Origin of the sequence: Streptomyces sp. NPDC004539, assembly GCF_040610055.1 — a bacterium.
In the GTDB taxonomy this organism is placed as follows: Bacteria; Actinomycetota; Actinomycetes; order Streptomycetales; family Streptomycetaceae; genus Streptomyces.
The window spans coordinates 294835-319757 of the sequence record NZ_JBEXLS010000007.1 but is presented as its reverse complement, the minus strand read 5'-3'; the positions used below and the strand labels follow the sequence as shown (position 1 = coordinate 319757).

The window sequence follows — 24923 nt, the reverse complement described above, 5'->3', positions numbered from 1 at the left end:
TGGAAGAACGGGGAACGACCACAGAGGTACGCGACCGGACGGCGGGCGGTGGCGGCGGGCGGTCCCGTCGCGTCGAGCGCGTCATGTCCGCCGTCCACCGCGACCCCCTGACCGCACCGCACCGCACCCGCTACGACGCGGTCCTCGCGCTGGGCGTCGCCGTGCTCGCCGTGGCCATCGCCCTGACGGGCGGCGAGGGGACACCGCCCGACCGGCTCGGCTGGACGCTGCTGCTCGCCGGGTACGTACCCCTCGTACTGCGCCGCCGCCGTCCGGTGGTGGCGCTGCTCGGGGTGGTGGCCTGCGTGGCTCCGTACTACGCCCTCGACTACGACCCCGCCCCGCCCGTCCCCGCGACCGTCCTGGCGCTCTACACCGTCGCGGCGACCGGCACCGTACGCCGCACGCTGCTCACCGGTGCCGCCGTCCTCGGCCCGACACTGATCAGCAACGGGCTCACCAACCAGGAGGGGGAGCTGGAGTTCCTGGAGATCTCCGGCTGGATCGTCGCGGTCCTGTTCATCGGTATCGCCGTCCGCTACTACCGCCTGTACGTCGCCTCCATCGTCGAGCGGGCCGAACGCGCCGAACGCACCCGGGAGGAGGAGGCCCGGTACCGCGTCGCCGAGGAACGGCTGCGGATCGCCCGTGACCTGCACGACCTGCTCGCCCACAGCATCACCCTCATCGGTGTGCAGACGTCCGTGGCGGCCCACGTCCTCACCGCCGACCCCGAACGCCTCGACCGCGAGGCCGTCGCGCGGGCCCTGGAGGAGATCGCGGGAACCTGCCGGACCGCTCGGGGGGAGCTGCGTACGACGTTGGAGGTGCTGCGGGAGAGGGACACGGCGGTGGGAGCGGGGGCCGGTCTCGTGTCCGGGGCCGAGGACCTGCGGGGACCGCTGCCCGGGATCGACGGGCTGGCCGCCCTCGTGGAGAGCGGCCGGGTGGCCGGGGCCGAGGTCGAACTGTCCGTCCACGCGGACGGCGTCCCGCCCTCCGTGGGCGCCGCCGCGTACCGGATCGTGCAGGAGGCGCTCACCAACGCCGTACGTCACGGGGGCCGCGAGGACCTCACCGTGCGGGTGGGGCTGTGGACTTCGGGCAGCGCGCTGCGGGTGAGTGTCAGGGACGACGGGACGGGCGGGGGCGACGGCTCTCCCGGGTTCGGGCTCGTCGGAATGCGGGAGCGGGCCCGTAGCGTGGGCGGCACACTGGACGCGGGTCCGGGCCCCGCCGAGGGCTTCGAGGTGACCGCGACACTGCCGCTGTCCCGGAAGGGCGAGGTCCGATGACCATCCGTGTACTGCTGGCCGACGACCAGAACCTCGTACGGTCCTCCTTCGCGATGCTCGTCTCGTCGGCCGGGGACATGGAGGTCGTCGCCGAGGCGGGCACCGGGCGGGAGGCCGTGGCGCTGGCCCGGTCCTCGCGGGCCGATCTCGTCGTGATGGACATCCGCATGCCCGACCTCGACGGGATCGAGGCGACCCGGCTCATCGCCGCCGACGAGGATCTCGCCGGGGTGAAGGTGCTCGTCCTGACGACGTACGAGACCGACGAGCACGTCGTCGAGGCGCTGCGGGCCGGGGCGTCCGGCTTCCTCGTGAAGGACATCCGGCCGGCCGAACTCCTCGACGCCATCCGGACGGTGGCCGCGGGTGACTCCCTCCTCTCCCCCGGTCCCACCTCACGGCTGATCGCCCGCTTCCTGCGCGCGCCGAACACGCCGCCGACCCCTGCGGCGGGCGGGCCGGGCGGGCTGTCCGAACGGGAACGGCAGGTGCTCGCGCTCGTCGCGCGCGGTCTCAACAACTCCGAGATCGCCGATGTGCTGGGACTCAGCCCGCTGACCGCGAAGGCCCATGTCAGCCGGATCATGGGCAAGTTGGGGGCGCGGGACCGGGCGCAGCTGGTGATCGTGGCGTACGAGTCGGGGCTGGTGACTCCTGGGGTGGGCTGAGCGCCGGCGCACGGCGAAGTCCCTGGCCCTCGGGTCAGGGACTTCGTCACACAGTGCCTGCTTCTCGGGTGTCTCCCCGTCGGCCGTACCTCCAGCGCGTCAGGACGCGGGCCGTTCCGTACCGGAGGACCCCGGAGGCGTCGAACCGTCGCCCAGCGGGGCCATGTTCCAGTGATCGCGCTCCCAGACGAGGACTTCGTCGACGTCGACGGGCTTCTGGTCCTTGTGGGCGGTGCCCTTGATACGGACCTTGTAGACGCCCGCCATCTCGGTGCGGTGGCTCCAGGTCACCTTCCAGTCCTGCCCGCCGTACTCCGCGAGCCGTGCGGGGGCGTCCTTCTCCCCGTTCGGCGATCCGAGCAGCTTCGTGAGCCCTTCGGTGTCCTGGGTGTTCAGGTCGTCGACGTAGCTGGTCAGGAAGGTGTCCAGGGCTTCGGTGTCCGGCCCGCCGCCGTCGCCGTTCCCGGAGGAACAGCCGGTGACAGCGACGGCCACTCCCCAGGACAGCGCGAGAACGGCGAGAGCGCGGGATGTCCGTCGGGAGCGGGGGGTGTGGGGAGACTTCACATCACGTCCTGTGCGCGTAGTACGTGGCGTTGGGGTACGCCTTGACGATGCTGGCCATCGAACGGCGGTAGGTGTTGGTGCTGTGGTACGTCAAGTACGGCTGCCCGTTGGCCACATGGGTGGCGATCATCGAGTGGTCCTTGCCGCCCGCACGGTCGAAGTCCATCTGGAGGATGTCTCCGATGCCCATGCTGTAGACGTTGCCGAGGATCGAGGTCCGGCCGCTCTTCTTGGCGAAGGTCGCCCAGTGGTCGACGCCGGTCCAGGAGTACGTCTGGTTGCTGGAGTTGTACCACCAGTAGTTGGCGTTGCGGTACCAGCCGCTCTTGTTCTTCCATCCGCCGGCACGCAGCGACTGGCTGATGAAGTTGGTGCAGTCGCCGCCCTTGCCGTCGAACTTGCGGTAGGCGGAGTTGTAGTTCTTCCAGTACTTCTCGGCGTACTTGGCCATGGCGGAGTAGTTGTAGCCCGCGGCCAGGGAGGCGTCTGCGGGCAGGGCGGCGTCGGCGGCCAAGGATGCGCCGGCGGCCTGGGAGGCGCCTGCGGCGCTCTTCTCGGGCTGGTTCTTCGCGGTCACCCGCCGCGTGTCCGAGGAGAGCGGGCCCACGAGCGGTGCCGGGTCCTCGGCGGTGTCGCCGGGCTTGCCGCCGGTGCCGGGCGGAAGGGTCGGGTCGCCGACCGGGTCTTCGGTGCCGTCCTCGACGTCCGCTTCATCGGCCGGTTCCGGCACGGTCAGGTCGGCGGGCGACACCGCCACCTGGTTGATGGGAGCGGGGCCGCTCGTGTTGACCGGTTCGGAGGCGGTGAGGGCCCAAGTGCCGTCCGCGCCCAGGGAGTAGACGAAGCGGTGCTCGGCCTGGAACTCGGTGGTGGGTGGTTCGTCGCCGTGGATCTGCTTGTAGGTGAGGGCGGTGTCCTCCGTCACCAGGACCGTGGCGGTGGTGCCGTCGACCTCGACCGAGTCGACCGTGGTCGCCGTCTCGGCAGCGGTGTACGCCTCCGGGATCTCGGCCAACTCCTTCTTGAGATCCGTCAGTTCCTTGACGACGGCGTCCTCTTCCGCGGCCGTGGCGGAGCCGAGATGCACCGGTCCGCGCGTGCTGGTGGCCAGCCTCGCGGTGAGCGCGGCAGGCGCCGGCGCGTCCAGCAAGGCGGCGGTCCGCCGTTCGATCACGGCCTCGGCCAGCGTCCCGAACAATTCGGTGGTCTCGTCACTCACCTTGACCGCGGCAGCGTCCGCCGGCACAGGCGAGGGCTGGACGGCCACCGCAGATCCGGTGGTCAGTACTGTCGCGGCAAGACCGGATACAACGAGCGTACGCAACGAACGCGTTCTCATCATGAATCCCCCAAAGCAGCGCCCCCCGTGAGCACTTGACCCGAGTCTTGCACAAGAATGGTCGAATCAAAGCTCTCCCTTTACCAAAAGGCTGACCATCCGCCCCACTGACACAAGCGGACAAAAGAATTCCGTCGAACCACCGACAGGACCTCAAGGCGAAACCGGCCGACCCAAGCGGACCGGCACGTCAACTGACCCGGCTCCAGGAGGCGTTGGAGACGGCGGCCGACCAGTCGGTGTCACCCACGTCGGCCAACTCCGCGACCGATACGGCGTCTTCGACTCCTCCGCCGCTCCGACCCCGGCGCTCGGATACTGGTCCGCCCCGAGCCCTCCTACACAGTCACATGGGTGTAGACCAAGGGCGCGGCCACCTCACTCTCGTCCACGGTCACCAGTGCCGAGCCCGCCCTGTCCTCCTCCTCGGGGATGTCCGCGTAAAGGCCGGCGAGATGCCCTTCGGCTCCGAGCTTCCAAGTCAGCCCGACCGAGTCGATGTCGTCCTGACCCAGGACGGCGTTCCCAGCCCCCAGGTCCCCGGCGGTCTTCTCCAGGGAGGCCAGGAACTCTTCGAGGCCCACAGAAGTGGTCCGGAAACGCAGATAGAGATCCTGACCGCTCTCCGCACTGCCGTCACCCGGCACCACCAGATAGGAGGCGTCCCGGACACCGCCCGGCACCTCGATCCGGAAGGTCCTCTGAAGCGCGGCACCGGGAACCCCGGAACTCTCCGGCGGAGTCTTCGGCAGCGCGTCGTCCTTGAACCCGAAGAACCCGAGCGGTACCGCGAGGATCACCCCGGCGACCAGGAGGACCACGCAGCACGCCACCACCAGCAGCGCCACGGGCAGCCGCCTTTCGCCCTGCGGGCGCGTCATGTCCGGCATCAGGGTTTCTTCCTCATGTTGGAGGCGCCTCGAACGTCGAAGTCACGGGCGAGGCCGGTGGTGTGCGGATACGCGATCTCCGACTGCGAGATGCGGTATCGAACACCGAGTATCCAGCCCGAGTCGGTCCTCGGTGTCCTTGCCAGCACCGGAGCCGGAGCACTCCCAGCGACTACGCCCTGCGCACACTCGGTTGGAAGCACCAGCCCAACGCGCACAGCCACTTCACGACAACCAGTCCCCACCTCCATACCGGCCGACTCCGGCCGGCTCACCCACAGCCCTTGCGACAGCTGCAAGCGAGCCCCCACGTCACCGACACCCCTGCCCAAGGACGCGTAGTCGGCTGAGCAACACACAGCCGAACAGGCCGAAGCCGACACCTGGAATGTCGGTGCGAGAACCTCCTCACCAGGCTGTCGCAGCAGCCTGATGGGAGCTGGGCACAGTCCGCCCCCGACAAATGCACGTGTTGACCGACTCGATCGCATGGGTGGTGCAGACAACCCGGCGGATCTCGGCGTCGCACTGGAGAAAGGGCACGGACTCGGCCCAGGAGTTCTCCCGAAGCCGCGCGATCGCGGGGTACTTGGCGCCCTCGCCACTGTCGCCGGCCCACAGGCCGAGAATGTCGCGGGTGCCGTCCGCTGTGACCGCCAGGGCGACGTAGATCGGCCGGTTCCGCCAGTCGGCCGGCCCGCCCATGGCACCGGTCAGCCGCCGGTCTTGGACCAGGTCCCGTCACGGCTGTCGCCGCTGCCGGCACCGGCCGGATCGTGCTTCTCGTAGCCGAGGCGGTCCGTGTGCTCGCCTTCGAACGCGGACTCCAGCACGAGCTCGGTCAGCAGCAGACCGCTCGCGCGGGCCCGGTCGACCGACCGCCCGATCGGGAGTGACACCGAGGACCGCACAGACCCACATCGCATGGAGCCCCACGGACCGTTCCCGCGCGTCGATGCTGCCCCGCCCGCCCTGGGGCACTTTCGCCGACGTCCGGTCGCGGCGAGGTCCCGGGGCGGGCGGTGGTCGTTCTTCCTACGACTGGCTGTACGTGAAGGTGCGGCCGTTCTTGGACTTCGGGACGTACACCTGGTGCCAGTTCCAGCCGCCCGGCGGACGGACGTAGTGGAACTCGACCGAACTGTTGGCGCGCCACCAGTAGTTCCAGGCTGTGGTGCAGCCGTTGGCCGGGACGTCCCAGAAGCGGGAGTTGACCCAGTCGCCCTGGTCGTTGTAGCCGACGAGGAAGAACTTCAGGGCCGAGCCCCTGTCGTTGCAGATCTGGATCTGTACGTTGGCGGTGGCGGCGCTGGCCGTCGCGGGCGCCGCGAGGACGCCTGTGGCGGAGGCCACGGCGAGCGCGGCGACGGTGAGCTTTCTACGGAGGTGACCCATGTCGGTCGTGCCTTTCGGAGGAAGAGGTGGGGATGCTCAGTCGAGCAGGCCGCCCGACCGCAGCCAGGTCCGCGCCGTGTCGGACGGGGATGCCCCGCCGTCGACGGAGGCGGCCAGTGCCGCCAACTGCGCTGTGGTCAGACGGGAGTTGAGGTGGGCCAGGGCCCTGCTCGCGGACAGGCCCGCGTAGGGGGCGCCGATGAGCGGGAAGACGTGCTCGGGAGGCAGGGCGTTCTTCGGGTCGGTCAGCACGACCAGGTCGTCCCGGGTGATGACGGGGTCGGTGCCGCGCAGGACCAGCACGTCGGCGGTGGCCGAGGTGCCGGTCTCGGTGAGGTGGGTGCCGTAGACCTTCCGCAGTGAGGCGGCTGACGGGGCGTCGGGGTCGTCGGAGGCGGGGCCGCCGAGGGTGAGGCGGCCGGCCTTCACGAGGTCGGTGAGGGCGCGCAGGCCGTGTGCGCGGGCGGTGGCCCGGGTGACCGCGAGGACGACGCCGTTCTGTGCCCGCGCGGGTGGCAGGGCGTCGACGCCCAGGGGCAGAGCCATGCTCAGGGTGGCGGCCATGTTGCCGGGCAGGGTCTGGCCGGCGGGCAGGGCGCGCAGCGTGGAGGTCTCGTAGGCGGGCGCGAGGCCGATACGGCCCTCCGCGACGGCCCGCGTGGTGTCGGCGGGCGAGGGGTAACGGCTGCTCGCCATACGCACCTTCACCCCCGCGTGGGTGAGCAGTTCGCCGTACAGGGCCGCCACGACCCGGCTCTCGGCGGAACCGTCGGTGCCGATCACCGTCGGCCCCGCACCGTCCGCGTAGGCGGTCGCACCGTCCCCCTCCGCCGCACCGCCGCAGCCCGAGAGGAACAGCAAAGAGCAGAGAACGGCCGCCACGGCGGCACGCGGACGAACACGACTGTCTGGCATCACGGAACACCACTTCTCGGTGGGGCGGGCGGCCCGGTGCGGTCCGTTGCCCGGTGCCGCCCGCTGCCCTGGGGGACGGTTCAGCCGCAGTGCGCGGATCGCTCGCCGGACGTCATCTGCGCGTCCTTGAAGTTGACGTAGCCGTTCTGCGGGTGGTCCTGGTCCCAGCCCGCCCCCTGGTAGTTGTTGATGTACCAGATGTAGTGGCCGTAGTAGCGCTTGCCGAAGTGGAGTTCGTACCAGCCCTTGGCCTTCTGCTTGGCGGTGCCGCGCTGGAGCCAGCCCTTGTATCCGGGGCGGACGTTGATCGTCTTGGTTTCGGAGTCGGTGTGCGAGGTCGTCCAGGAGTGGGAGTACGAGAGCTCGACGGATGCCTTGTAGACCTTCCAGAACTCCACGCCCGCCTCGATCGCGACGCCGACCGTGTTCGTGGTGGTGGTGGTGTCCGACCAGTTGACGGTGTTCTGGTTGGTCTCGTGGCCGCAGTTGAACGCGGTGGAGCCCACCTGGTGGGCCGGGCCGGTGTACGCGGTGTAGCTCTGCGGGTGGAACTTGCACACGTCGGCCGTGCCGCACTGCTGGAGGAGCTGCGCGACGGAGGGGCTGCTGTCGGCGTAGGACTGCGGGGCCGCCATGAGGGAGGCGCCCAGGGCGAGGGCGGCGACGGCACCGGCGCTGCGGGCGACGCGGTGTGAGGGAGCGGTGGCGCGGAGCGCGAATCGCATCGAAGACTCCAGGGGAAGTCGGTTTCCCACTGCGGGGAAACGCGGCTGATGAAAATCCGGGAACTGCTGCGCTTCTTTGTTTTTGCCGGCCCTCGGGGGTGTGAGGGCCGGCACGGTGACCGCGCCACCACCGCGTCGGGGGGAGATCGGCGGCGGTGGGGCGGGCCCTTCGGCATCCACTCTCACGGCCTCGGAATTGTTGATCAATCCAGGTCAGAGGGGTAAACAACGCGATCGGCCGTCATACCGCCGGGTACGGAACGGCAGTATGACGGCCACATTCACAGACAGCATGAGTGCCGGATCGCATTCCGGTACGCGACGGATTTCTGCCGGCCGGCCGCCGACCAATTCTCGCCGGTGGCGGGCAGGTGGGCTCGACGAGGCTGGTGCTGACGCCGGTCGTGGGCTACAGGGACCCGTCGTCCGGCCGAGGCCCGTCGCAGACCCGCTGGTAGGGCACGCCGGGGACGTAGCGCTGCCACTCGGCAACGGTCAGGGACCGCCCCGCGCGGGCACAGAGCAGGGCGGCGACCTGTGCGGGGCCGACGGGGTAGGCGTGGACGGAGACGTGCGGGCCGACGGCGTAGAGGTAGCCGTCGGGGCCGAAGGCCAGTGAGTCGATCACGTCGCCCGAGGTGGTCGGGCTGCCGCCCAGGGGCAGGTTCAGAGCGAGGTCCCACAGCCGCAGGGCGCCCGAGCCGTAGGCGATGGCGAGGGTGGTGCCGTCGGGGCTGAAGGCCAGGGCGGTGACCCGCGTGCAGGTGGCGCAGCCGGCGACGTCGGGAGGCGCGGGGATCGTGGCCTCCGGGTGCAGGTCCGTTCTGGTGTCCCACACGGTGACGGAGCCGAAGGCCCCGCCTGTCGCCAGGTGTCTGTCGTCGGCGCTGAGCGCGAGGCCGTACGTCTGTCGTCCCTCGGTGAACGGGGCGGTCGGTCCGGCGGTCCGGCCGGCGAAGCCTGCGGCCATGGCCTCCTCAGCCATGGCCCTTTTGACCAAGGCGTCCAGATCGTCCGCCCGCGCCGACGGGATTCCGTGCGTGGTGTCCCACGTCTGTCCGAGGAGCGGGCCCGCGGGCGTGCTCCAGCCGACCAGCAGCTTCCGGCCGTGCGGGGTGAGGAAGATTCCGCGGGCCGTGGACGCGGCAGGGCCCGTCACGTCGAACGAGGTGCCCTTCCGACCGGTCTGCGACACGTCCCGTACCGCGAACCGGGCGGTGGGCAGGGGCCCGGACGCCACGGCGGTGCCGTAGGCGATGCTGCGGCTGTCCGGGCTGAAGGCCAGCAGCGGGCGGGAGGCCCCGGCGGGGTCGGTGGCCCGGCGGGGGAAGGGCAGTTCGGCGACGAGGCGGCCGGAACGGGTCGTCTGGAGACGGAGGCTGTGGCCGGCCGAGGTCCGCTCCGCGACGGCGAGCAGCCGGCCGTCCGGACTGAGCAGTTCGGCGTCCACGGGCCGGTCGCGCCACGGGGAGGCCAGGGCGGCGTCGAGGTCGACGGAGTGCACGGCGCTGCCCGCCAGATAGCGCAGGGTCCGGTCGACGGGGTCCCAGGCGAGGGCGGTGACGGGACTGCCCGGCACCGGTCGGCGCAGCACCGGCAGCCGTGGCGCCGCGATCCGCCAGACCGTCACGCCGTCGGGGCCGGACGCCGCCAGGAACGCGCCGTCCGGCGTGAAGGAGAGGTGTTGGGCTTCCGGCCCGGCGAGGTCCGCGAGTTGTCGCCCGGTGGCCGTGTCCCAGACGCGAACGCCGGTGTCCGTGGCCACGGCGAGCCGTGCGCCGCCCGCGCCGAAGACGACGGTCGCCGACGAGCAGCCCACTGTGCGCAGGGTCCCCCAGGTGCCCGGCCGTCCGGAGTCGCGGGCGGTGTCCCACACCTCCAGTGGTTCATCCGGCCGGCATACGGCCACCAGCCTGTCGTCCGGCGAGGGGACGGGATACGCGTCACCCGGCGCCTCGAACAACGTCCTGCCGTCGTCGACCGCCCGCAGCCCTACCTCGGGCGGCGGTCCAGGATCTCGTACGACGTAGCTGTGCCCGTCGGCCCCGAAGCCGAGGACCTGACCACCCGCCTCGGGACGACCGGTGCCCGCGGCCAGGTGCCACAGGCTCCTGCCGCCGGTCGGCAGCAGTGTTCGGCCCGCCGCGTCGGCCTCGGCCACCTGACCGTCCGGCAGCGGGCCCGATCCGGTGCGGCGGTGCGCTGCCACGTCCCAGGAGGACCAGGTGCCGGCTCCCGCCACCAGCAGGGTGCGGCCGGAGTCGGCGAGGAAGGCGCGGCCGTCGTCTCCGGGCACCGGCCCGGCCAGGATGTCTTCCTCGGGCTCGGTGAGCGCGCTGAGCAGTGCCGCGCGGCTGACCGGGGAGGGTGCGAGCCGCCAGGCGGTGACGCTGAGCAGTGCGGCGGTACGGGGATCGTCCGGCTGCGTCCGGGCGGCGAGGGCGGCGGCCTCCAGGGCCGCGGCGCGGATGTGCTCCAGGTCGGCCGCGTCGCTGCGCTGCCAGGCGATCTGCCCGGCGACGAGCGCGCCCACCACGACGACGGTGAACGCGACGGCCAGTGACCGCATCCGCCGCCGTATCCGCCCCGCTGTCCAGCGCTCCACGCGTTCGGCGACCCGGGATGCGCTGAGGAAGGCCCGCTCCCGCCCGGTGAGGTCGTCGTCGTCGGTGTCCCGGCCGAACAGCAGGTCGGCGACGGCGAGATGGGTTCCCCGGTAGAGGTTGCCGGGGTCGCGGTCGCGCTCGTGCCAGATCCGTGCGGCCTCCCGGAGGCGCCGGTGCTCGCGCAGCCGGTCCCGGTTCGCCTCGATCCACGCCTCAAGCCTCGGCCAGTGTGTGATCAGGGCCTCGTGGGCGAGTGCGACGTTCTCCTCGTCCAGGATGACGAGCCGGGCGCGGGCGAGCCGGTCGAGGACGACGGGCAGTTCGGGGTCGGGCCATTCGCGCAGATCCGCGCGGCTGACCGGGCGGTGGGTGACGGCGCCGGCCTCGCCGGGGGTGATGAGTGCCAGCAACAGTCGCCGGGCGGTGGCGGCCTGGGCGGACGAGAGACAGCCGTAGACCTCCTCGGCGGCGGCGGCGATCGCGCCGTGGATGCCGCCCGCCGCCTCGTACGCGGCCAGGGTGAGCACGCCGCTGCTCCGTCTTCGCCAGGTTCCCCACAGGGCCTGCGACAGCATCGGCAGCGCGCCGGGCCGGTCCGCGGCCTCCTCGACGATCCGCGCGGTGAGTTCCCGTTCCACCCGCAGCCCCGCCACCGTGGCCGGCTTGACCACCGCCTCCTGAAGTTCTGCCCGCGTCATGGGCTGGACGGCCAGGGCGTTGTGCCGCAGCGCGACGGCCAGCCCGTCGTGCTGGGCACACCGCGCGTGGAAGCCGCTGCCCACCGCGATGAGCACGCGCAGCCGACTCGCCGGTTCGCCGGCGGCCAGGAGCAGGTCCACGAACCGCCGACGGTCGATCCCGTCCTGGCACAGCGTGAAGACCTCCTCGAACTGGTCCACCACCACGAGCCGTTTCGGCCCGTCCGGCGGTGGATCGAGCAGCCGCTCGTGCGTGGCGGCGGGCCGGGCCCCCGGGGTGATCAGCCGGAATTCCGTACCGCAGTCCCGCTCCCGGATCAGGGCGTCGAGACGGGGCAGCAGTCCGGCCCGCAGGAGTGAGGACTTTCCGCTGCCCGAAGCGCCGTGCAGCACCGTGAACCGATGCGCCGTCACCAGCTTCAGCGCGTCCTCGACCAACCGGTCCCGGCCGAAGAAGAGGTCCCGGTCGCCCAGTTCGAACCTCGCCAGCCCCTGATAGGGCGAGTTCCCCTCCTCCGCACCCTGCGGCCCCACCTCCTCGGCGACGGCCTGCCGACGGCGCTCCCACTCGTCGGGATCAGCTCCACACGCCTGCGCGTACGCCCGCACCACCGCGGCCGACGCCAACCGCTCGCCGGACGCGGCCCTCGACAGAGCGGTGACCGAGAGGCCCGTGCGCTGGGACATCGTCCGGTACGACGGCGATCCGCCGCTTCCGCGCAGCGACCGCAGCTCGTACGCGAAGTGCTGCAAGGGCCCGGCGTCGGGGTCCACCGGTCGTTCGGGACGTCCCAAGGCGCCACCTCACCTCGATGCATGTATATGCCCTGCAAGTAAAGTTCTTGCACTTTAAAGTAGCCGGGCGGGGGATTCAAGATTTGTCCGGAGTCCGTGGAAGCGGGATGACGCAGTGGCCGACGATGTCGGCAGGGTGGGCATATGCCTGTCACCTCGACAGCTCGACTCTCCGAGTGCTCCTGAGAGGCGGGCCGGGTCCGGACGCCCTCTGGTGGAATCGGTGCATCTCCGCACAATGGACGCCAGGACAGGGGGCGGGCGGATGGAACCGGACGGCACGGAACTGTCGGAGGCGATCGCCGCGGTGCGTGCGGGACTTACCGCCGCGAAGACCGAAGGCACGGGTAGCGACGTCAGGTTCGTCCCGGACGAAGTGGTCCTGGACCTGTCGATCGAGCTGCGGCGCAGCCGGAAGGCCGGCGGCGGGGTGAAGGCGTACGTGCTCTCCGCCGACGCGTCGGGCGAGTCGGCCGGAACGCGTGCGCAGCGCGTCACCGTCCGGTTCCGCGTGACGGACGCGAACGGCGATCCCCTGCCGGTGGGCGATCACGTGGGGCATGTCCCTCCACGTCGGCCCCAAGGGCGCTGAGGGCGAGGCGGCATGGCCTTCGACGTGTGGTCGGTCGTGGAGGTGCTGGGGGAGAACGGTTCCTACGGATCGGGGTACGAGGTGGACGCGGGCGTGGTGCTCACCGCGTGCCACGTCCTGACGGGCGGCGAGTCGGAGCACCGGCCGGTCTCGGCACGGGTCCGCTTCATGGGGGAGGACGCCGACTGGGAGCCGTCCGAGGTGATCTGGTCCGACGCCGGCCTGGATGCCGCGCTGCTGTACGTCACCGCCCTGGACCGCCCGCCCGTCACGCCGGTCCGCTACGGAGAACTCACCGGCGCCCCTCCGCAGTACCGCGTCGGCTGCGGCGCGGCCGGCTTCCCTCGCGTGCAGGCGGGAAGGGACGGACGGGACCCGATGGGCGTCTCCGGCACCGTCGACGCGCTGACCAAGAAGTGCAGCGGCCTCTACCAGATCGAGCTGACCTCCCTGGAACACCGCAGGGACTGGAGCGGCATGTCCGGGGCGGCCGTCTTCAGCGGCCCGCTGCTCATCGCCGTCGTGTGCAGCGTCCCGGACGGCTTCCACGCGGCACGGGTCGACGCGGTCCCCGTCCACCGGCTCCTGCGCGACGCCGCTTTCCGGGAAGCGCTGTTCGGCACCGGCTGCGTCCCCCTGCCCGGCGGGCGCGACCCGCACCACGTCCTGAGGGCGCCGTGCGGACCGGCGTGCGCGGTGCCCCCGCTCGAATCCGTCGAGCTGGAACCCCTCCTGGAGGCCCCGCCCCACCCGGGCCCGCCCGCCCGGACAGCGCCGTACGACGACGGGCCGTCCGTCCCCTACCTCCTGCACCCGCGCGTCCGCACGGCCCCCTTCATCGGACGAGGCGTCGAACTGACGCAGCTGAGAAACTGGATCACCTCGCCCGAGAAGTTCGACGTTCTGTTCCTGACGGGGCCGATGGGCGTCGGGAAGACTCGGCTCGCCGTCGAACTCGCCCAGCACCTCGGCGTCACCTGGATCACCGGATTCCTGCGCACCGAACCGTCTGGCGCGTCCCCCGAACCGGACCTGCACCTGCTCCTCAGCAGCTTCCGTCCCCTCCTGCTCGTGATCGACTACGCCGAGACGAGACCGGCCTGGCTCGACCTGATCCTGCGCACGGTGGCGGGACGCAACGGCCACGCGAAGGTGAGGCTGCTCCTGCTGTCGCGCCTGCCGGGCGGCTTGCCCCAGCAGCGTGCGAGGCGGGGACTCCCTCACAACGCGAGCGAGATCCGTCTGCTCGAAACAGATGGTGGCCCCGACGACGCCCGCTTGCTCCACGAGACCGCCCATGCCTTTGCCCGCCGGCTGTACGCCGACCACCCGTTCTACGACATCCACGAACCCGGCATCCACGCCGTGCTGCCCGACCAGTCGCCCGCCGACCCCTTCTCCCTCAACCTCGCGGCCTGCGCGGCGGCGATCAGAGCCTTCGAGGGTGACGCATCCTCAGCCTCGCCGTACGAGGTCGTCCTCGCCAGAGAAGAGCGGTACTGGATGCGCGGCGCCGAGGCCCTCGCCCTGCCGGGCGGGTCCGAGACCCTGAGCCTGCTGCGGACCCTCGTGCTCACCCAGGCCCTGTGCGGGGCCCGCGACCGGGCCGAGGCGGTGGCCGCGGTCAAGGCCGGCCGACGCGCCCACTACCGCCACTGGGACCCCGACCAGCCGAGCCCCGAACAGCTCAGAGTCCTGCACCACCTGCTGGGCGCCCTCTATCCCTCGCACGACGACGAGTGGGGCCGCTTCGGTCCCCACGCCCTCTCCGCCCACCTGATCGAATCCGCCGAACGCGAGGACCAGGGCCTGACGGGCGCCATCCTGAAGGAACTGCCCGAGGACCAACGCCGAAGGGGCCTCGAAACCGTGTCGCTGTGCGCGTCCCGCAGCCCCGACCTCGTCGGTCTCGCCCGCGAAGCCGCCCGCGACCTCGGCCTGCCAGTGCCTCCCTGGCTTCTGGAAGGGCCCTTTCGACACGGCCCGGACCGACCCGGTCCGGGCCGCCTACGACACCAGCGCCCGCCAGAACCTCGCGGATTCTGACATCGATTTCGGCATCCACTTCCACACCGGACCGGCACCGGACGACCTCGGCTTCCACGACGACGTGGGCGACATCGGCCTGTGAACGACCCTCCCGCTCAACCGGCTCCAACATGCCTGAGGCGACGGGACGTGGAACGGCGAGAGAGGGCGGGCCCTGGCCGTCGTCCAGCCGTCACCGGATCAAGAACAAGAAGATCACCTGGCTGGACCCCGACGACACCTTCGCCTTAGGTATGGCACGGCGCGGACGGCCCCCACGACCTGGAGCGGGGTCGGACACACGGGCCTTCCGGGAGAACCCGCCGAGCTGCCCGTTCTCCGACCGTCAGCCGACCGCCATCGGGATGCCTCATCCCTCGTCGTCCGACTCCCCGACGGCAACCTGGACGACCTCGCCGCGTCGCTGTGCCGGACGATGACCGAGGCCCGCGAGCAGGGCAACCTGCTCGACCGAATCGCCTTCGACGCCTCAACTCCCCTTCCACCGAAGGACAATGAGCCACGGTCGTGCTTCATCCTCGCGCTGGGTGGTGACGCCTACACCGCCGAGCTGGAGGCGCTCACCGCGCGGGTGCTCAACTGCGTGCCGCCGACGGTCCGTTCGCTGCGTGCACGACCAGTCCGGCCCGGCCGGCGCACTGTCTGCTGTCGACGCCCGCCGATCTGGAGGCGGTCGCGTGAGTGCCCCCGATTTCATGGTGGCGGGGCTGTCTCCGGCCGATCCGCCGCCTTCGCTCCCCCGGAGCCTGAACTGGACGTGCTCGCGGGGCATCACGCAGACCATGGCGCGGGCCGGTCCACCACCTTTCCGCTGGTTCACGACACGTCGGTGCAGTGGGGTGTTCCGGGTGCGCCGGAGCTGAAGTCGCTGGTCATCGGGCGGGACCGCCGTGCGGGTCTGTTCCGCATGACCAGCGAGCAGCACAGTCTGGCTTCGCTGGGGCAGGTGTGGCTCATCGCCCGGGGCTGTCCGCGCAAGCCCATCCTCCGGCTTCCCGACGGGGTGTTGCAGCCCGCCGACGAGGCAACGCGCACGGTGGAGGAGCGGCTGGTCAACGGTGGTTACGCGATGGCGGTCTGGCATTCGCGGAGCGATCCCGACGAGTCGTAGGTGATCGTCGAGGACGGTGCAGCCGAGATGCTGCCGGGCCGGTGCGGGTTCTGCTGGAGCGTCCGGACTTCGACGCCAGGACGTACACGCTCACCGAGGGCGCGTTCGCGAAGGTCTCCGGGGCGCGGGAATGGCTCGAAAGCGGCCGGGAGAAGGGGATGCCGCAGCCCCCGGGGCCCCGTTTCACACAGAGGCGGGCGCGACGAGCGGCATCGTCCCGCTCCCCGCACTCGTCCGGTCCGGACGCATCACCGGCCGCCGACCAGGCAACAACCGTCGGACGGTTCAGGCGGTCGCGGTGAGCCGGACGAAGTACGGGTTCGCCGCGCCCCCGGACGCCCTCCGCGATCTGCGTGAACTCCCCCACCCTGTGAGGGACTTGGCGCTGTTGCAGCTCCAGACCCTCGTCCACGGCGATCTCGGAGCGACACGCCTCCAGGGCGCGCTGGAGGGGTTCCACAAGGTGTACGTGGGGCCGGAGCTGCCATACCGGATGGTCGTGCAGTTCCGCGACGCCCCGCCCGGCAGCGCGTATCCGCGCGAGGTGTTCCTCGTCACCGCAGGCCCCCGCCAGCGCTACGTCGTCTACCGCGACACCCAACTGCGCCTCGGCCGCCACAACCCGGTCGACGAGCCGTACCCCGACCCGGCCGACCTCGCCCACGCCCGCTCCCCGCACGCCCTGCGCGCGATGAACAACGCCTCCGGTACCGCGCCGCAGCACCCGACCGCACCCCCATCCGCCGTTCCTCCCCGGAAAGCCGCCCTGTGACCGAGCCCACCGCGCTGTCCCGTCTCCTGGAGGACGCCGCCGACCAGGTCAGCGGCATCCCCACCGCGCCGTACGCGACTCCTGCGAGCCGTTCCTACCTCCACCCCGTCCTCGGCCCCCTGGCCGCCGGCCCCCAGGTCGCGCACTTCCTCGGCGACCGGCTCGACGTCCTGGCCGACCGGCCCCCGAACTCCCCCGCCGACCTGTTCGCGCTCCCCTCTCTCGCCTCCGCCCTGAGCTGGTTCACCGAGTCCCTCAGCGCGCTCGTCCGCAACACCGACACCCTCTGCACGACGGCGGGGCTGAGCACCGTCGAGCCGGCATCAGTGCGCAACACCGTCGAGCGGTGCATCAACCGCCTCAAGCAGTGGCGGGGCATCGCCACCCGCTACGAGAAGACAGCCACCATCTACCTGGCCGGACTACACATCGCAGGCATCTTCCTCTGGTCCGCCCGATGATCCAAACGAAACCGCCTAGTGACGCACCGCCAACACCCCCTCCTCCGACGCTTCCAAGCCAATGCGCAGGAGGGAGACACCGGGCTCTCTTTCTCCGCCTCTGGCCCGCCGAACGCGAGCCGTGTTCACGAGATGTCCGGTCTCGGCGTGGGCGTCGTTGATCGGAGCCATGCCTATGAGGACGGCCCAGCCGTGGGGTGGAGGCGGGCGGCGTGGCCGCACCTCAGGCCGGCTCACATGTCGAGGTTCACTGGCTGCCTGCTCGGGGTGACCTCTCTGTGAGCAGTCGCGTTCGCGGTCGCCGGCCCTGTCGCACTCGCCGATGGTGTCCGCCAGGACGTGGTCGAACGCGTCCGGCGCCGCGCCTGGGCCAAGGACAGGGCTCGGGCGGCGAGTCGAGACGGGAGATCTCTCGCTCACCCGCCAACCGAAGATCCCCCAGTAGACGTCACTGCGCCGGAGCAGGCCGCCCGGCGCCGATCGACTCGTATGTGATCTCAAGGCGTTCGAGGCCCCGCAGGGTCAGGTTCGGTTTGTACGTCAGGGTGGGTGACGCGAGTCGCGGCCGGACGACTCGTGCGGCGAACTGCTCCAGGGCGATGGCGACTTCGAGTCTGGCCAGCGCAGCGCCGAGGCAGAAGTGGGGGCCGGCGGCGAAGGACAGATGCGGGGCGGCGCCACGGGTGAGGTCGAAGCGGTCGGGCTCGGGGCACAGGGCGGGATCGCGGTTGGCGGCGGCCAGCAGGAGGACCAGGGTGTCGCCCTCGCGGACCTCGGTGTCGCCGATCCGCCCCGGCCGGCGGGCGATCCTGGTCGTCAGCTGCACAGGGGCGTCGTAGCGCAGGGTCTCCTCCACGGCCGCGTCGGCGAGCGTGGGGTCCCGGCGCAGGGCCGCCAGTTGTTCGGGGTGGCGGAGCAGGGCCAGTACTCCGTTGCCGATCAGGTTGACCGTGTTCTCGTGTCCCGCGTTGAGCAACAGCACGCAGGTCGCCAGCAGTTCGCTCTCGGACAGGGAGCCCTCGCCGTCGCGTGCGTGGATCAGGCGGGACAGCAGATCCTCGGCCGGCTCGTCGCGGCGTCGCGCGATGAGCGTGCGGAAGTAGGTGATGAGCCGCACCCGGGCGTGGTCCACGGTCTCGGACAGTTCCGGGGTGTGCAGGCCGGGAAGGGGAGGTTCCACGGCCTGTCCCAGCGCGGCCGACCAGTCCTGGAACCGGGCGCGGTCCTCGTGGGGGACACCGAGCAGTTCGCTGATCACCCGGACCGGCAGCGGGAACGCGAAGTCCGCGACGATCTCGCACCGGCCCTTCGGCGCGGCGGCGTCCAGCAGTCCGCCGACGATCTCCCGGACCCGGGTGGTCAACGCCGTGACGACGTGCGGGGCGAAGGCACCGACCACCAGTCGGCGCAGCCGGGTGTGGTCGGGCGGGTCCAGGTGCACGAACAGCCGGGTACGTCCCCGGGCGGCGGCGTTGCGGTCGCGTTCGCTGCTGACCGTGGGGTCACGCAGCACCTTGGCGCAGTCCCGGGGGCGGGCGACGACCACGATGTCCGGGTCGAGCCGGAACGGCCCGTGTTCGCGGATGGCCCGCAGCAGTGCGTACGGTTCGGCGCGGTTGGTGCGGTCCGTCAGGGCACGCACGAGTTCCGGTCCGTTCACCGGGCGAAACCCGCCCGGGCGGAGGGGAGTTCCCCGGTGGTGGGCCCGCCGCGGAACGGCCTGCCCCGGTACGTGGACGATTCGGCGCCTGCACCATGGCGATACCGCACAGCTCCCGCTCCTTCGTGGACGTGTGGCCGAGGCCGTATCTCGCGGAGGGCCGGCGGACCCGGCCGGATCGACGGCAGCGCAACTCTGCTGGCAGGCCGGAAGGCCGGGCAAATCGTCGGCGTCCATGTCCCGCCAAATGGGCGACGGGAGATTCTGGGACGGTTTGCGCTTGGTGCTACGTTCTGCACCGCTCGGCCACCGTGAAACCTTCCCGTTCGCAGCCCAGTGAGGCCCCATGCGGCAATCGCCCGACCTCGTAGACAGCCTGTTGCACACAGCCGAGTCGCATCCGCTGCGGCCTGCGACGCTCTTGGTGAACGACGCCAACTGGGACCGCGAACCGACGGTCCTGACGTACGGCGATCTGGTCGCCTCGGCGCGCGCGCTGGCGGTCCGGCTCCGCGAGGACTGCGCGCCCGGAAGCCGGGTGCTGCTGCTGTTCCCGACCGGGACCGAGTTCCTGATCGGCTACATCGGCTGCCTGTTCGCGGCGGTGGTTCCGGTGCCGGCGCCGCCGCCGGGCAACAACCGGAACAGCCTGGCCAGGACCGTCGCGGTGATCAAGGACGCCGACGTCGCGATGGTGCTCACCACCGCGGCCGACGCGCCGGACATCGGGGCGATGCTGCACGGCCGGGGCCTCGGCCGGGTCGTGGTGGTGGCCACCGACGTCGAACCGCTCGGCGACCCGGGCGCGTGGACGCCGCCGGACATCGACGCGCACACGCTGGCCCTGCTCCAGTACACCTCCGGCTCGACGAGCGAGCCGCGCGGCGTGATGGTGACGCACACCGACCTCGTCCACAACTTCCGTGCGATGCGCGACCACTGGGGCCTCGGCCCGGACACCCGGACCGGCTGCTGGACCCCGAACTTCCACGACATGGGGCTGATCGCGGGCCTGCTGCTCCCGCTCCACATCGGCAGCGCCTCGGTCGTCATGTCGCCGACCGACTTCATCAAACGGCCGCATCGCTGGCTGAAGTGCGTCGACCGGTTCGACGTCGCGCACAGCGTGGCCCCGAACTTCGCCTACGACCTGTGCGTGCGCCGGGTCACCGACGAGCAGGCGGCGGACCTGGACCTGAGCCGCTGGCGGTTCATCGGCACCGGTTCCGAGCCCGTGGACGCCTCCGTGCTCGACCGGTTCGTCGACCGCTTCCGGGCGGCGGGAGTCCGCCGGGAGCGCGTGTTCGCCGCCTACGGACTGGCCGAGGCCACACTCTTCGTGTCCGCGACCCCGAACGGCACGGCCCCGGTCGTCGTCGACGCGGACCCGGAGCGGATGAGCCGCCACGAACTGGCCCCCGCAGCCGAGGGCGTCGCCGGCTCCGCGCTGGTGAGCTGCGGGGCGTCCGGGCATCTCGACATCCGCATCGTGGACCGGGAGAGCGCGCGGGCGCTGCCCGACGGCCGGGTCGGCGAGGTCTGGCTGCGCGGGCCCGGCATCGCGCGCGGGTACTGGCGGAACGACGAGGCCACCCGGCGTACGTTCGGCGGGGTCACGGCGGACGGCGAGGGCGGGTTCCTGCGCACCGGGGACCTCGGCGTGCTGCGCGACGGCGAGTTGATCATCACCGGACGGATCAAGGACGTCCTGATGGTGCACGGCCGGAACCTGTACCCGCAGGACCTGGAGCGGGAGATCCGCGACGCCGACGAGGCGTTCGCGCGGGGCCGCGGCAGCGTCTTCGCGGTACCGGTGCCCCGCGAGGAGATCGTCGTGGTCCAGGAGGTCGCCGGACGGGACCTGGACGGGGAGCGTCTCGGTGCCCTCGCCGGCGGCATCCGACGGCTCCTGCTGCGCGAGTTCGGCGTCCCGGCGGCCAACGTCGTGCTGGTCAGACGCGGCGCGGTGCGTACGACGACCAGCGGCAAGGTCCAACGGGCGCTCATGCGGGAGCTGTTCGTCGGCAACGCGCTCCAGCCGCTCCACGAAGAACTCGGCGAGCGGACCGCCGCCGACTACCGCCAGGGGAGATGAAGATGCAGAGTCCGTCCACCGAGGTGTCGCCTGCCGATGTGCGCAGGTGGCTGATCGAACGCGTCGCCCACTATCTGGAGCGTGCGCCGGAGTCCGTCGATCCCGATGTGGATCTGGTGCGCTACGGCTTCGACTCGGTCCAGGCGGTGTGTGTGAGTGCCGACTTCGCGGACGCCTTCGGCGTCGAGGTTCCCGCGAAGGTGCTGCTCGACTCGGTGACGATCGCCGAGATCGCCGGGGAACTCCACGTACTGGTAGGCCGATGAGCGCTTGCGGAGAGCCTCTCGACTCCGGTCAGGAGGCGCTGTGGTTCATCGACCGGCTCACCCCTGGCAGCAGCGTCTACAACGAGCTGTTCGCGCTCTCCCTGAACGGCCGGGTGGACCGTTCGGCGCTGCGTGCCGCCGTGCGACGGCTCGCGGTGCGTCACGAATCGCTGCGCTCGCGGTTCGGTGAGGTCGAGGGCCGGGCCAGGCGTTTCCCGCTCGCCCCGGACACGCTGGAGCTCGAAGTCGTCGACGCCGTACGGCTGACCGGCGACGAACTGACGGACGCCGTACGGCTCGCGGGTACACGCCCGTTCCGCCTGGACCGCGGCGAGGTGTGCCGCGTCGTCTTCTTCGGCCGGACCGACGGCGGCGGGGTGCTGTTGATCGCCGGGCACCATATCGTCATGGACCTCGTCTCGCAGAGCGTGCTGGCCGAGCAACTGCTCGACGACTACGAGCAGTTGGCAGCCGGTGCCGCACTGCCCGAGCCCGAGCCGGACACCCGGTCCACCGACGCGGTGCGCCAGGCGGTGTCCGCCGCGGGTTCGGCGGACGCGGAGGTGAACCTCGCCCACTGGCGGGACTTCTGCGCCGGTGCGCCGACAGCCCTCGAACTGCCCACCGACCGGCCTCGCCCGGCCATGCAGACGCACCGGGGCGAGACCCTGTGGAGCACGGTGCCCCCGGAGTCGGCCGAACTGCTGCGTGGTGCCGCCCGGGAGGCGGGCGTCACGCCCTTCGCCTACCTGCTGGGCGTCTTCCAGTCGGTACTGCACCGATGGACCGGCCGACACGACGTTCTGATCGGCTGTCCCGCGACCACCCGCCGCGGACGCCGTATGCACACGGCGGTCGGATACTTCTCCAACCCGATCCTGCTGCGGTCCACCGTGGACGAGCGGACGACGTTCGCCGATCTGGTGTCCACCGCACATCGTCAGGTCCGCTCGGGGCTCGCCCGTCACGAGTACTCGTTCCCCGAACTGACCAGGACCTTGCGGGTGCCTGCCGACCCGAGCCGCTCGCCCCTGTTCCAGGTCGCCTTCACGATGCTGACCGCCGACGAGTCCCGGCCGCTGCTCGCGATGTTCCTGCGCGGTGCGCGGGAGGAGCGGGGCGTCGAGCGCGCGGGGCACACCGTCACGCCGTTCGAACTGCCGCAGCCGGGAAGCCGGTTCGACCTCGCCGCCGAAGTGATGAGCGTCGGGGCGGACCTGCGCATCGTGTACGCGTTCAACACCGACCTGTTCGACACGGCCACCGTCCAGTGGGTGGCCGACGCGGTGCTGCGCGTCCTGTCGGCGACCGTGCGCGACCGCACGCGACGGTTGCGCGACCTGCCCGTGCTGACCGATGTCCAGCACGCCCGCCTGGCGGCCTGGGGCACCGGCCCGGTCCGGCGGCGGCGGGCGCGCACCGCGATCGAGGCGGTGTCCGCCGTGGTCGCCGCGCATCCCGAGGCCCCGGCGATCCGCACGCCCACGGAGAGCTGGACCTACCGGCACCTGGACCGGGCCGCGAACCGTATCGCCCGGCTGCTGCTGCGCACGGGGGTACGGCCCGGCGAGCGCGTGGGTGTCCTGATCTCCCGCAGCCCCCACCTCGTCGCCGCGGCACTCGGGGTGATGCGGGCGGGCGCCGTCTACCTGCCGCTGGAACCCCGGTACCCGGCCGACCGGCTCGACTTCATGGTGGCCGACTCGGCGGCGGAAGTCGTGCTGACCGTCCCGGAGTTCACCGAAGAGGCCAAGGCGCTCTCGGCCGGACGGATTCTCCTGACGGACGACCCCGGCACGCCGTCCGAGCCGTCGCCCGAGCTGTCGGCCGAGGTCGTGCCGGTGCAGAACGACGGGGCGTACGTCATCTACACGTCCGGCTCCACCGGACGCCCCAAGGGTGTGCTGGTCGGCCACACCGGACTGGCCAACCTGATCGCCTGGCAGCGCGAGCACTACGCCGTCGACAGCGACTCGGTGGTCATGCAGTTCGCCCCGGTGAGCTTCGACGCGTCGGTCTGGGAGATGTTCCTCGCGCTGGGTGCGGGCGGCTGTCTCGCCATGGCCCCGAAGGACGCGACGCTCGTCGGCTCGGAGCTGGCGGCGGCCATGCGGGACAGCGGCGCCACACACGTCCTGCTGCCGCCGTCCGTGGCGGCCGGCCTCGACCCCGAACAGGTGCCGAGCCTGCGGCACTTGACCGTCGGCGGCGAGGAGTGCCCCGCACCGCTGGCCCGGCGCCGCAGACCGCCCCACCTCGTGCTGGAGAACGCGTACGGCCCCACCGAGGGCACCGTGATCTCCACCGTGCACACCCTCGGCGCCGCTGACGGCCGCCCGCCCATCGGCCGCCCGCTGCCCAACACGCGGGCCTATGTGCTGGATACGGCCCTGGGCCTGCTTCCTCCGGGCGTTCCCGGCGAGTTGGTGATCGCGGGCGACCATGTCGCGCTCGGCTACCTGGGCCACGCGGCCGGCGAGGCCGACGCGTTCCTCACCGATCCGGTACGGGAGGGTGGCCGCGCATACCGGACCGGCGACCGGGTGCGCTGGCGTGCCGACGGCGTCCTCGAATACCTGTCCCGGCTGGACGATCGCATCAAGGTACGAGGTTTCCGCATCGAGCCGGGCGAGGTGGAGGCCGCGTTGCACGAGCATCCCTCGGTCCGTTCGGCGGCCGTGCTGGCCGACCGCGAGCAACGGCTGGTCGCCTACGTCGTCACCGAGGACGGCGGGGAACCGGCGGGCGGACTGCGCGAGTTCCTGGCCGGACGGTTGCCGGAGTACATGGTGCCGTCCGCGTACATGGCCATCGCGGCCATGCCGTCCACCGTGACCGGAAAGCTCGACCGGTCCAGGCTTCCCGAGTTCGAGACCGGCCGGACCGCCCTCACCGGACCGGTCCCCGGCCGGCCTCAGGAACGGGAACTGGTCCGGCTGTGGGCCGAGATCCTCGGAGCTGATCCGGCCCGGGTCCGGATGGACGACGACTTCCACCGCTCCGGCGGGCACTCGCTGCTGGTCGTCCGGCTCGTCTCCCGGGTGCGGGACGTCTTCGGCGTCGAGGTGCCCCTGGGATCGTTCCTGAGACACCCGACACCCGGTCGGCTGTCCCGGCTGATCGACGAACTCCAGGACGCCCCGGGGGCCGGGTAGGCGAGCCGCCGGTGGATCTACCGGACCGAGGGGGCCGCGAGGAGTTCGGCCACCGCTCCCGTGACCTCCTCGGCCGCGGTGCGGAGGAAGAAGTGCCCACCGGGGAAGACGCGTTCCGCGAACGCCCCGGTGGTGTGCGCCTGCCAGGCCCGCAGCGCCGGGGCAGTGACCTCGTCGTCGTCCGCGCCGCCGAAGACGGTCACCGGGCAGGTCAGCGGGGCGCCGGGGCGGTGGCGGTATCGCGACCACATCGCGAAGTCGGCGCGCATGCCCGGCAGCAGCAGCTCCATGTAGGCGTCGCTGTCCAGCACTTCCTGCGGCGCCCCCTCGGAGGCGCGCACCACCGCGCGGAACTCCGCGTCGGACAGCGTGTGCAGTGGCGGCGGCGGTACCGGCGAGTCCGGCGCCGGGGCGGCGGACACGATCAGGTGTGCGGCCCGCACGCCGTACCGGACCTCCAGTTCACGGGCCACCTCGAAGGCCAGCAGGGCCCCGGCGCAGTGCCCGAAGAAGGCCACCGGCACCGAGAAGCGGGGACGCAGAACGTCCGCGAGCGCCCGCGCGACGCTGTCGACATCCGTGACGTGGGGGTCGAAGAGCCGGTCCTCACGGCCGGGGAGCTGAACGGCGATCGGCTCCACATCGTCCGGCAACAGCCCCGGCCACGCGGCGTACAACGACGCACCGACCCCTGTATAGGGCATACACACCAACCGAACCCGAGGCCGCACCCGCGTCGCCCGCCGAAGCAGCGGCGTGTCCACGTCCCACCGAGAATCCGTTCCCCGCGCCCCGCCTGTGGGTGTCTTGCCCGCGATCCCATAAGTCACGGAAGGTAATTCAACCATGACACAGGGCGACTTCAGCTC

The 24923-nt window shown here is 71.5% G+C and carries 19 protein-coding genes and 3 pseudogenes; 10 read left to right on the top strand and 12 right to left on the bottom strand.

Annotated features, from left to right (window positions below; translation table 11 throughout):
• Positions 1-83: 83 nt before the first annotated feature.
• The gene (locus ABZX85_RS17745) at positions 84-1295 is read left to right on the top strand and encodes a histidine kinase (protein ID WP_355868961.1); all 1212 of its coding nucleotides are present in this window, start codon (positions 84-86) and stop codon (positions 1293-1295) included.
• On the top strand, positions 1292-1963 hold the full coding sequence (locus ABZX85_RS17740) for a response regulator transcription factor (protein WP_355868751.1): 672 nt from the start codon (positions 1292-1294) through the stop codon (positions 1961-1963). The genes ABZX85_RS17745 and ABZX85_RS17740 overlap by 4 nt, the downstream gene beginning before the upstream one ends.
• Before the next feature lie 99 nt (positions 1964-2062).
• On the opposite strand, the gene ABZX85_RS17735 is transcribed toward ABZX85_RS17740, so the two are convergent.
• The 10 genes and pseudogenes from ABZX85_RS17735 to ABZX85_RS17690 form a co-directional block, all read right to left on the bottom strand.
• Positions 2063-2530: a hypothetical protein gene (locus ABZX85_RS17735; protein WP_355868748.1), complete on the bottom strand. Its 468-nt coding sequence runs from the start codon at positions 2528-2530 to the stop codon at positions 2063-2065.
• A 1-nt stretch (position 2531) separates the two neighbouring features.
• A complete protein-coding gene (locus ABZX85_RS17730; protein ID WP_355868745.1) occupies positions 2532-3749 on the bottom strand; it encodes an amidase domain-containing protein in 1218 nt (405 codons plus the stop codon).
• 458 nt (positions 3750-4207) lie between these two features.
• Complete coding sequence (locus tag ABZX85_RS17725; protein WP_355868742.1) at positions 4208-4759, bottom strand: hypothetical protein; 552 nt, start codon at positions 4757-4759, stop codon at positions 4208-4210.
• 471 nt (positions 4760-5230) lie between these two features.
• A pseudogene (locus ABZX85_RS17720) lies at positions 5231-5353 on the bottom strand (transposase); the annotation flags it as partial.
• A gap of 42 nt (positions 5354-5395) precedes the next feature.
• Positions 5396-5464 (bottom strand): annotated as a pseudogene (locus ABZX85_RS17715) (hypothetical protein); the annotation flags it as partial.
• Positions 5465-5472: 8 nt separating this feature from the next.
• On the bottom strand, positions 5473-5658 hold the full coding sequence (locus ABZX85_RS17710; RefSeq protein WP_355868973.1) for a hypothetical protein: 186 nt from the start codon (positions 5656-5658) through the stop codon (positions 5473-5475).
• A 136-nt stretch (positions 5659-5794) separates the two neighbouring features.
• Complete coding sequence (locus ABZX85_RS17705; protein ID WP_355868739.1) at positions 5795-6154, bottom strand: hypothetical protein; 360 nt, start codon at positions 6152-6154, stop codon at positions 5795-5797.
• 36 nt (positions 6155-6190) lie between these two features.
• Complete coding sequence (locus tag ABZX85_RS17700; RefSeq protein ID WP_355868736.1) at positions 6191-7069, bottom strand: glycine betaine ABC transporter substrate-binding protein; 879 nt, start codon at positions 7067-7069, stop codon at positions 6191-6193.
• An 80-nt stretch (positions 7070-7149) separates the two neighbouring features.
• Entirely contained in the window at positions 7150-7794 is a 645-nt protein-coding gene (locus ABZX85_RS17695; RefSeq protein ID WP_355868733.1) for a hypothetical protein, read from the bottom strand.
• A 409-nt stretch (positions 7795-8203) separates the two neighbouring features.
• Positions 8204-11893 carry a helix-turn-helix domain-containing protein gene (locus tag ABZX85_RS17690; RefSeq protein WP_355868730.1) on the bottom strand — a complete coding sequence of 1230 codons (3690 nt, stop codon included), beginning with the start codon at positions 11891-11893 and terminating at the stop codon, positions 8204-8206.
• A gap of 223 nt (positions 11894-12116) precedes the next feature.
• Here ABZX85_RS17690 and ABZX85_RS17685 point away from each other — a divergent pair, with 223 nt between their 5' ends.
• From ABZX85_RS17685 to ABZX85_RS17665, 5 genes and pseudogenes are all read left to right on the top strand, one after another.
• Entirely contained in the window at positions 12117-12485 is a 369-nt protein-coding gene (locus tag ABZX85_RS17685; protein WP_355868727.1) for a trypco2 family protein, read from the top strand.
• A gap of 12 nt (positions 12486-12497) precedes the next feature.
• Positions 12498-14531, top strand: a complete 2034-nt coding sequence (locus tag ABZX85_RS17680; RefSeq protein WP_355868724.1) for a trypsin-like peptidase domain-containing protein — start codon at positions 12498-12500, stop codon at positions 14529-14531.
• 418 nt (positions 14532-14949) lie between these two features.
• Positions 14950-15645, top strand: a complete 696-nt coding sequence (locus ABZX85_RS17675; RefSeq protein WP_355868721.1) for a hypothetical protein — start codon at positions 14950-14952, stop codon at positions 15643-15645.
• Positions 15646-15943: 298 nt separating this feature from the next.
• Positions 15944-16417, top strand: coding sequence for a hypothetical protein (locus tag ABZX85_RS17670; protein WP_355868718.1), 474 nt, complete (start codon positions 15944-15946; stop codon positions 16415-16417).
• A gap of 329 nt (positions 16418-16746) precedes the next feature.
• Positions 16747-16878 (top strand): annotated as a pseudogene (locus ABZX85_RS17665) (IS5/IS1182 family transposase); the annotation flags it as partial.
• A 448-nt stretch (positions 16879-17326) separates the two neighbouring features.
• On the opposite strand, the gene ABZX85_RS17660 reads toward ABZX85_RS17665, so the two are convergent.
• Complete coding sequence (locus tag ABZX85_RS17660) at positions 17327-18520, bottom strand: cytochrome P450 (RefSeq protein WP_355868715.1); 1194 nt, start codon at positions 18518-18520, stop codon at positions 17327-17329.
• 364 nt (positions 18521-18884) lie between these two features.
• On the opposite strand from ABZX85_RS17660, the gene ABZX85_RS17655 reads away from it, so the two are divergent.
• Genes ABZX85_RS17655 through ABZX85_RS17645 form a run of 3 tightly spaced genes read left to right on the top strand, consistent with a single transcriptional unit; the run spans position 18885 to position 24054 of the window.
• Complete coding sequence (locus ABZX85_RS17655) at positions 18885-20633, top strand: fatty acyl-AMP ligase (protein WP_355868712.1); 1749 nt, start codon at positions 18885-18887, stop codon at positions 20631-20633.
• 2 nt (positions 20634-20635) lie between these two features.
• Positions 20636-20899 (top strand): acyl carrier protein, encoded by a 264-nt coding sequence (locus tag ABZX85_RS17650; RefSeq protein ID WP_355868709.1) that lies wholly within the window; start codon positions 20636-20638, stop codon positions 20897-20899.
• On the top strand, positions 20896-24054 hold the full coding sequence (locus ABZX85_RS17645) for an amino acid adenylation domain-containing protein (protein ID WP_355868706.1): 3159 nt from the start codon (positions 20896-20898) through the stop codon (positions 24052-24054). Before ABZX85_RS17650 ends, ABZX85_RS17645 begins: the two co-directional genes overlap by 4 nt.
• A gap of 17 nt (positions 24055-24071) precedes the next feature.
• On the opposite strand, the gene ABZX85_RS17640 is transcribed toward ABZX85_RS17645, so the two are convergent.
• The gene (locus ABZX85_RS17640; RefSeq protein ID WP_355868703.1) at positions 24072-24758 is read right to left on the bottom strand and encodes an alpha/beta fold hydrolase; all 687 of its coding nucleotides are present in this window, start codon (positions 24756-24758) and stop codon (positions 24072-24074) included.
• Positions 24759-24923: the final 165 nt, after the last annotated feature.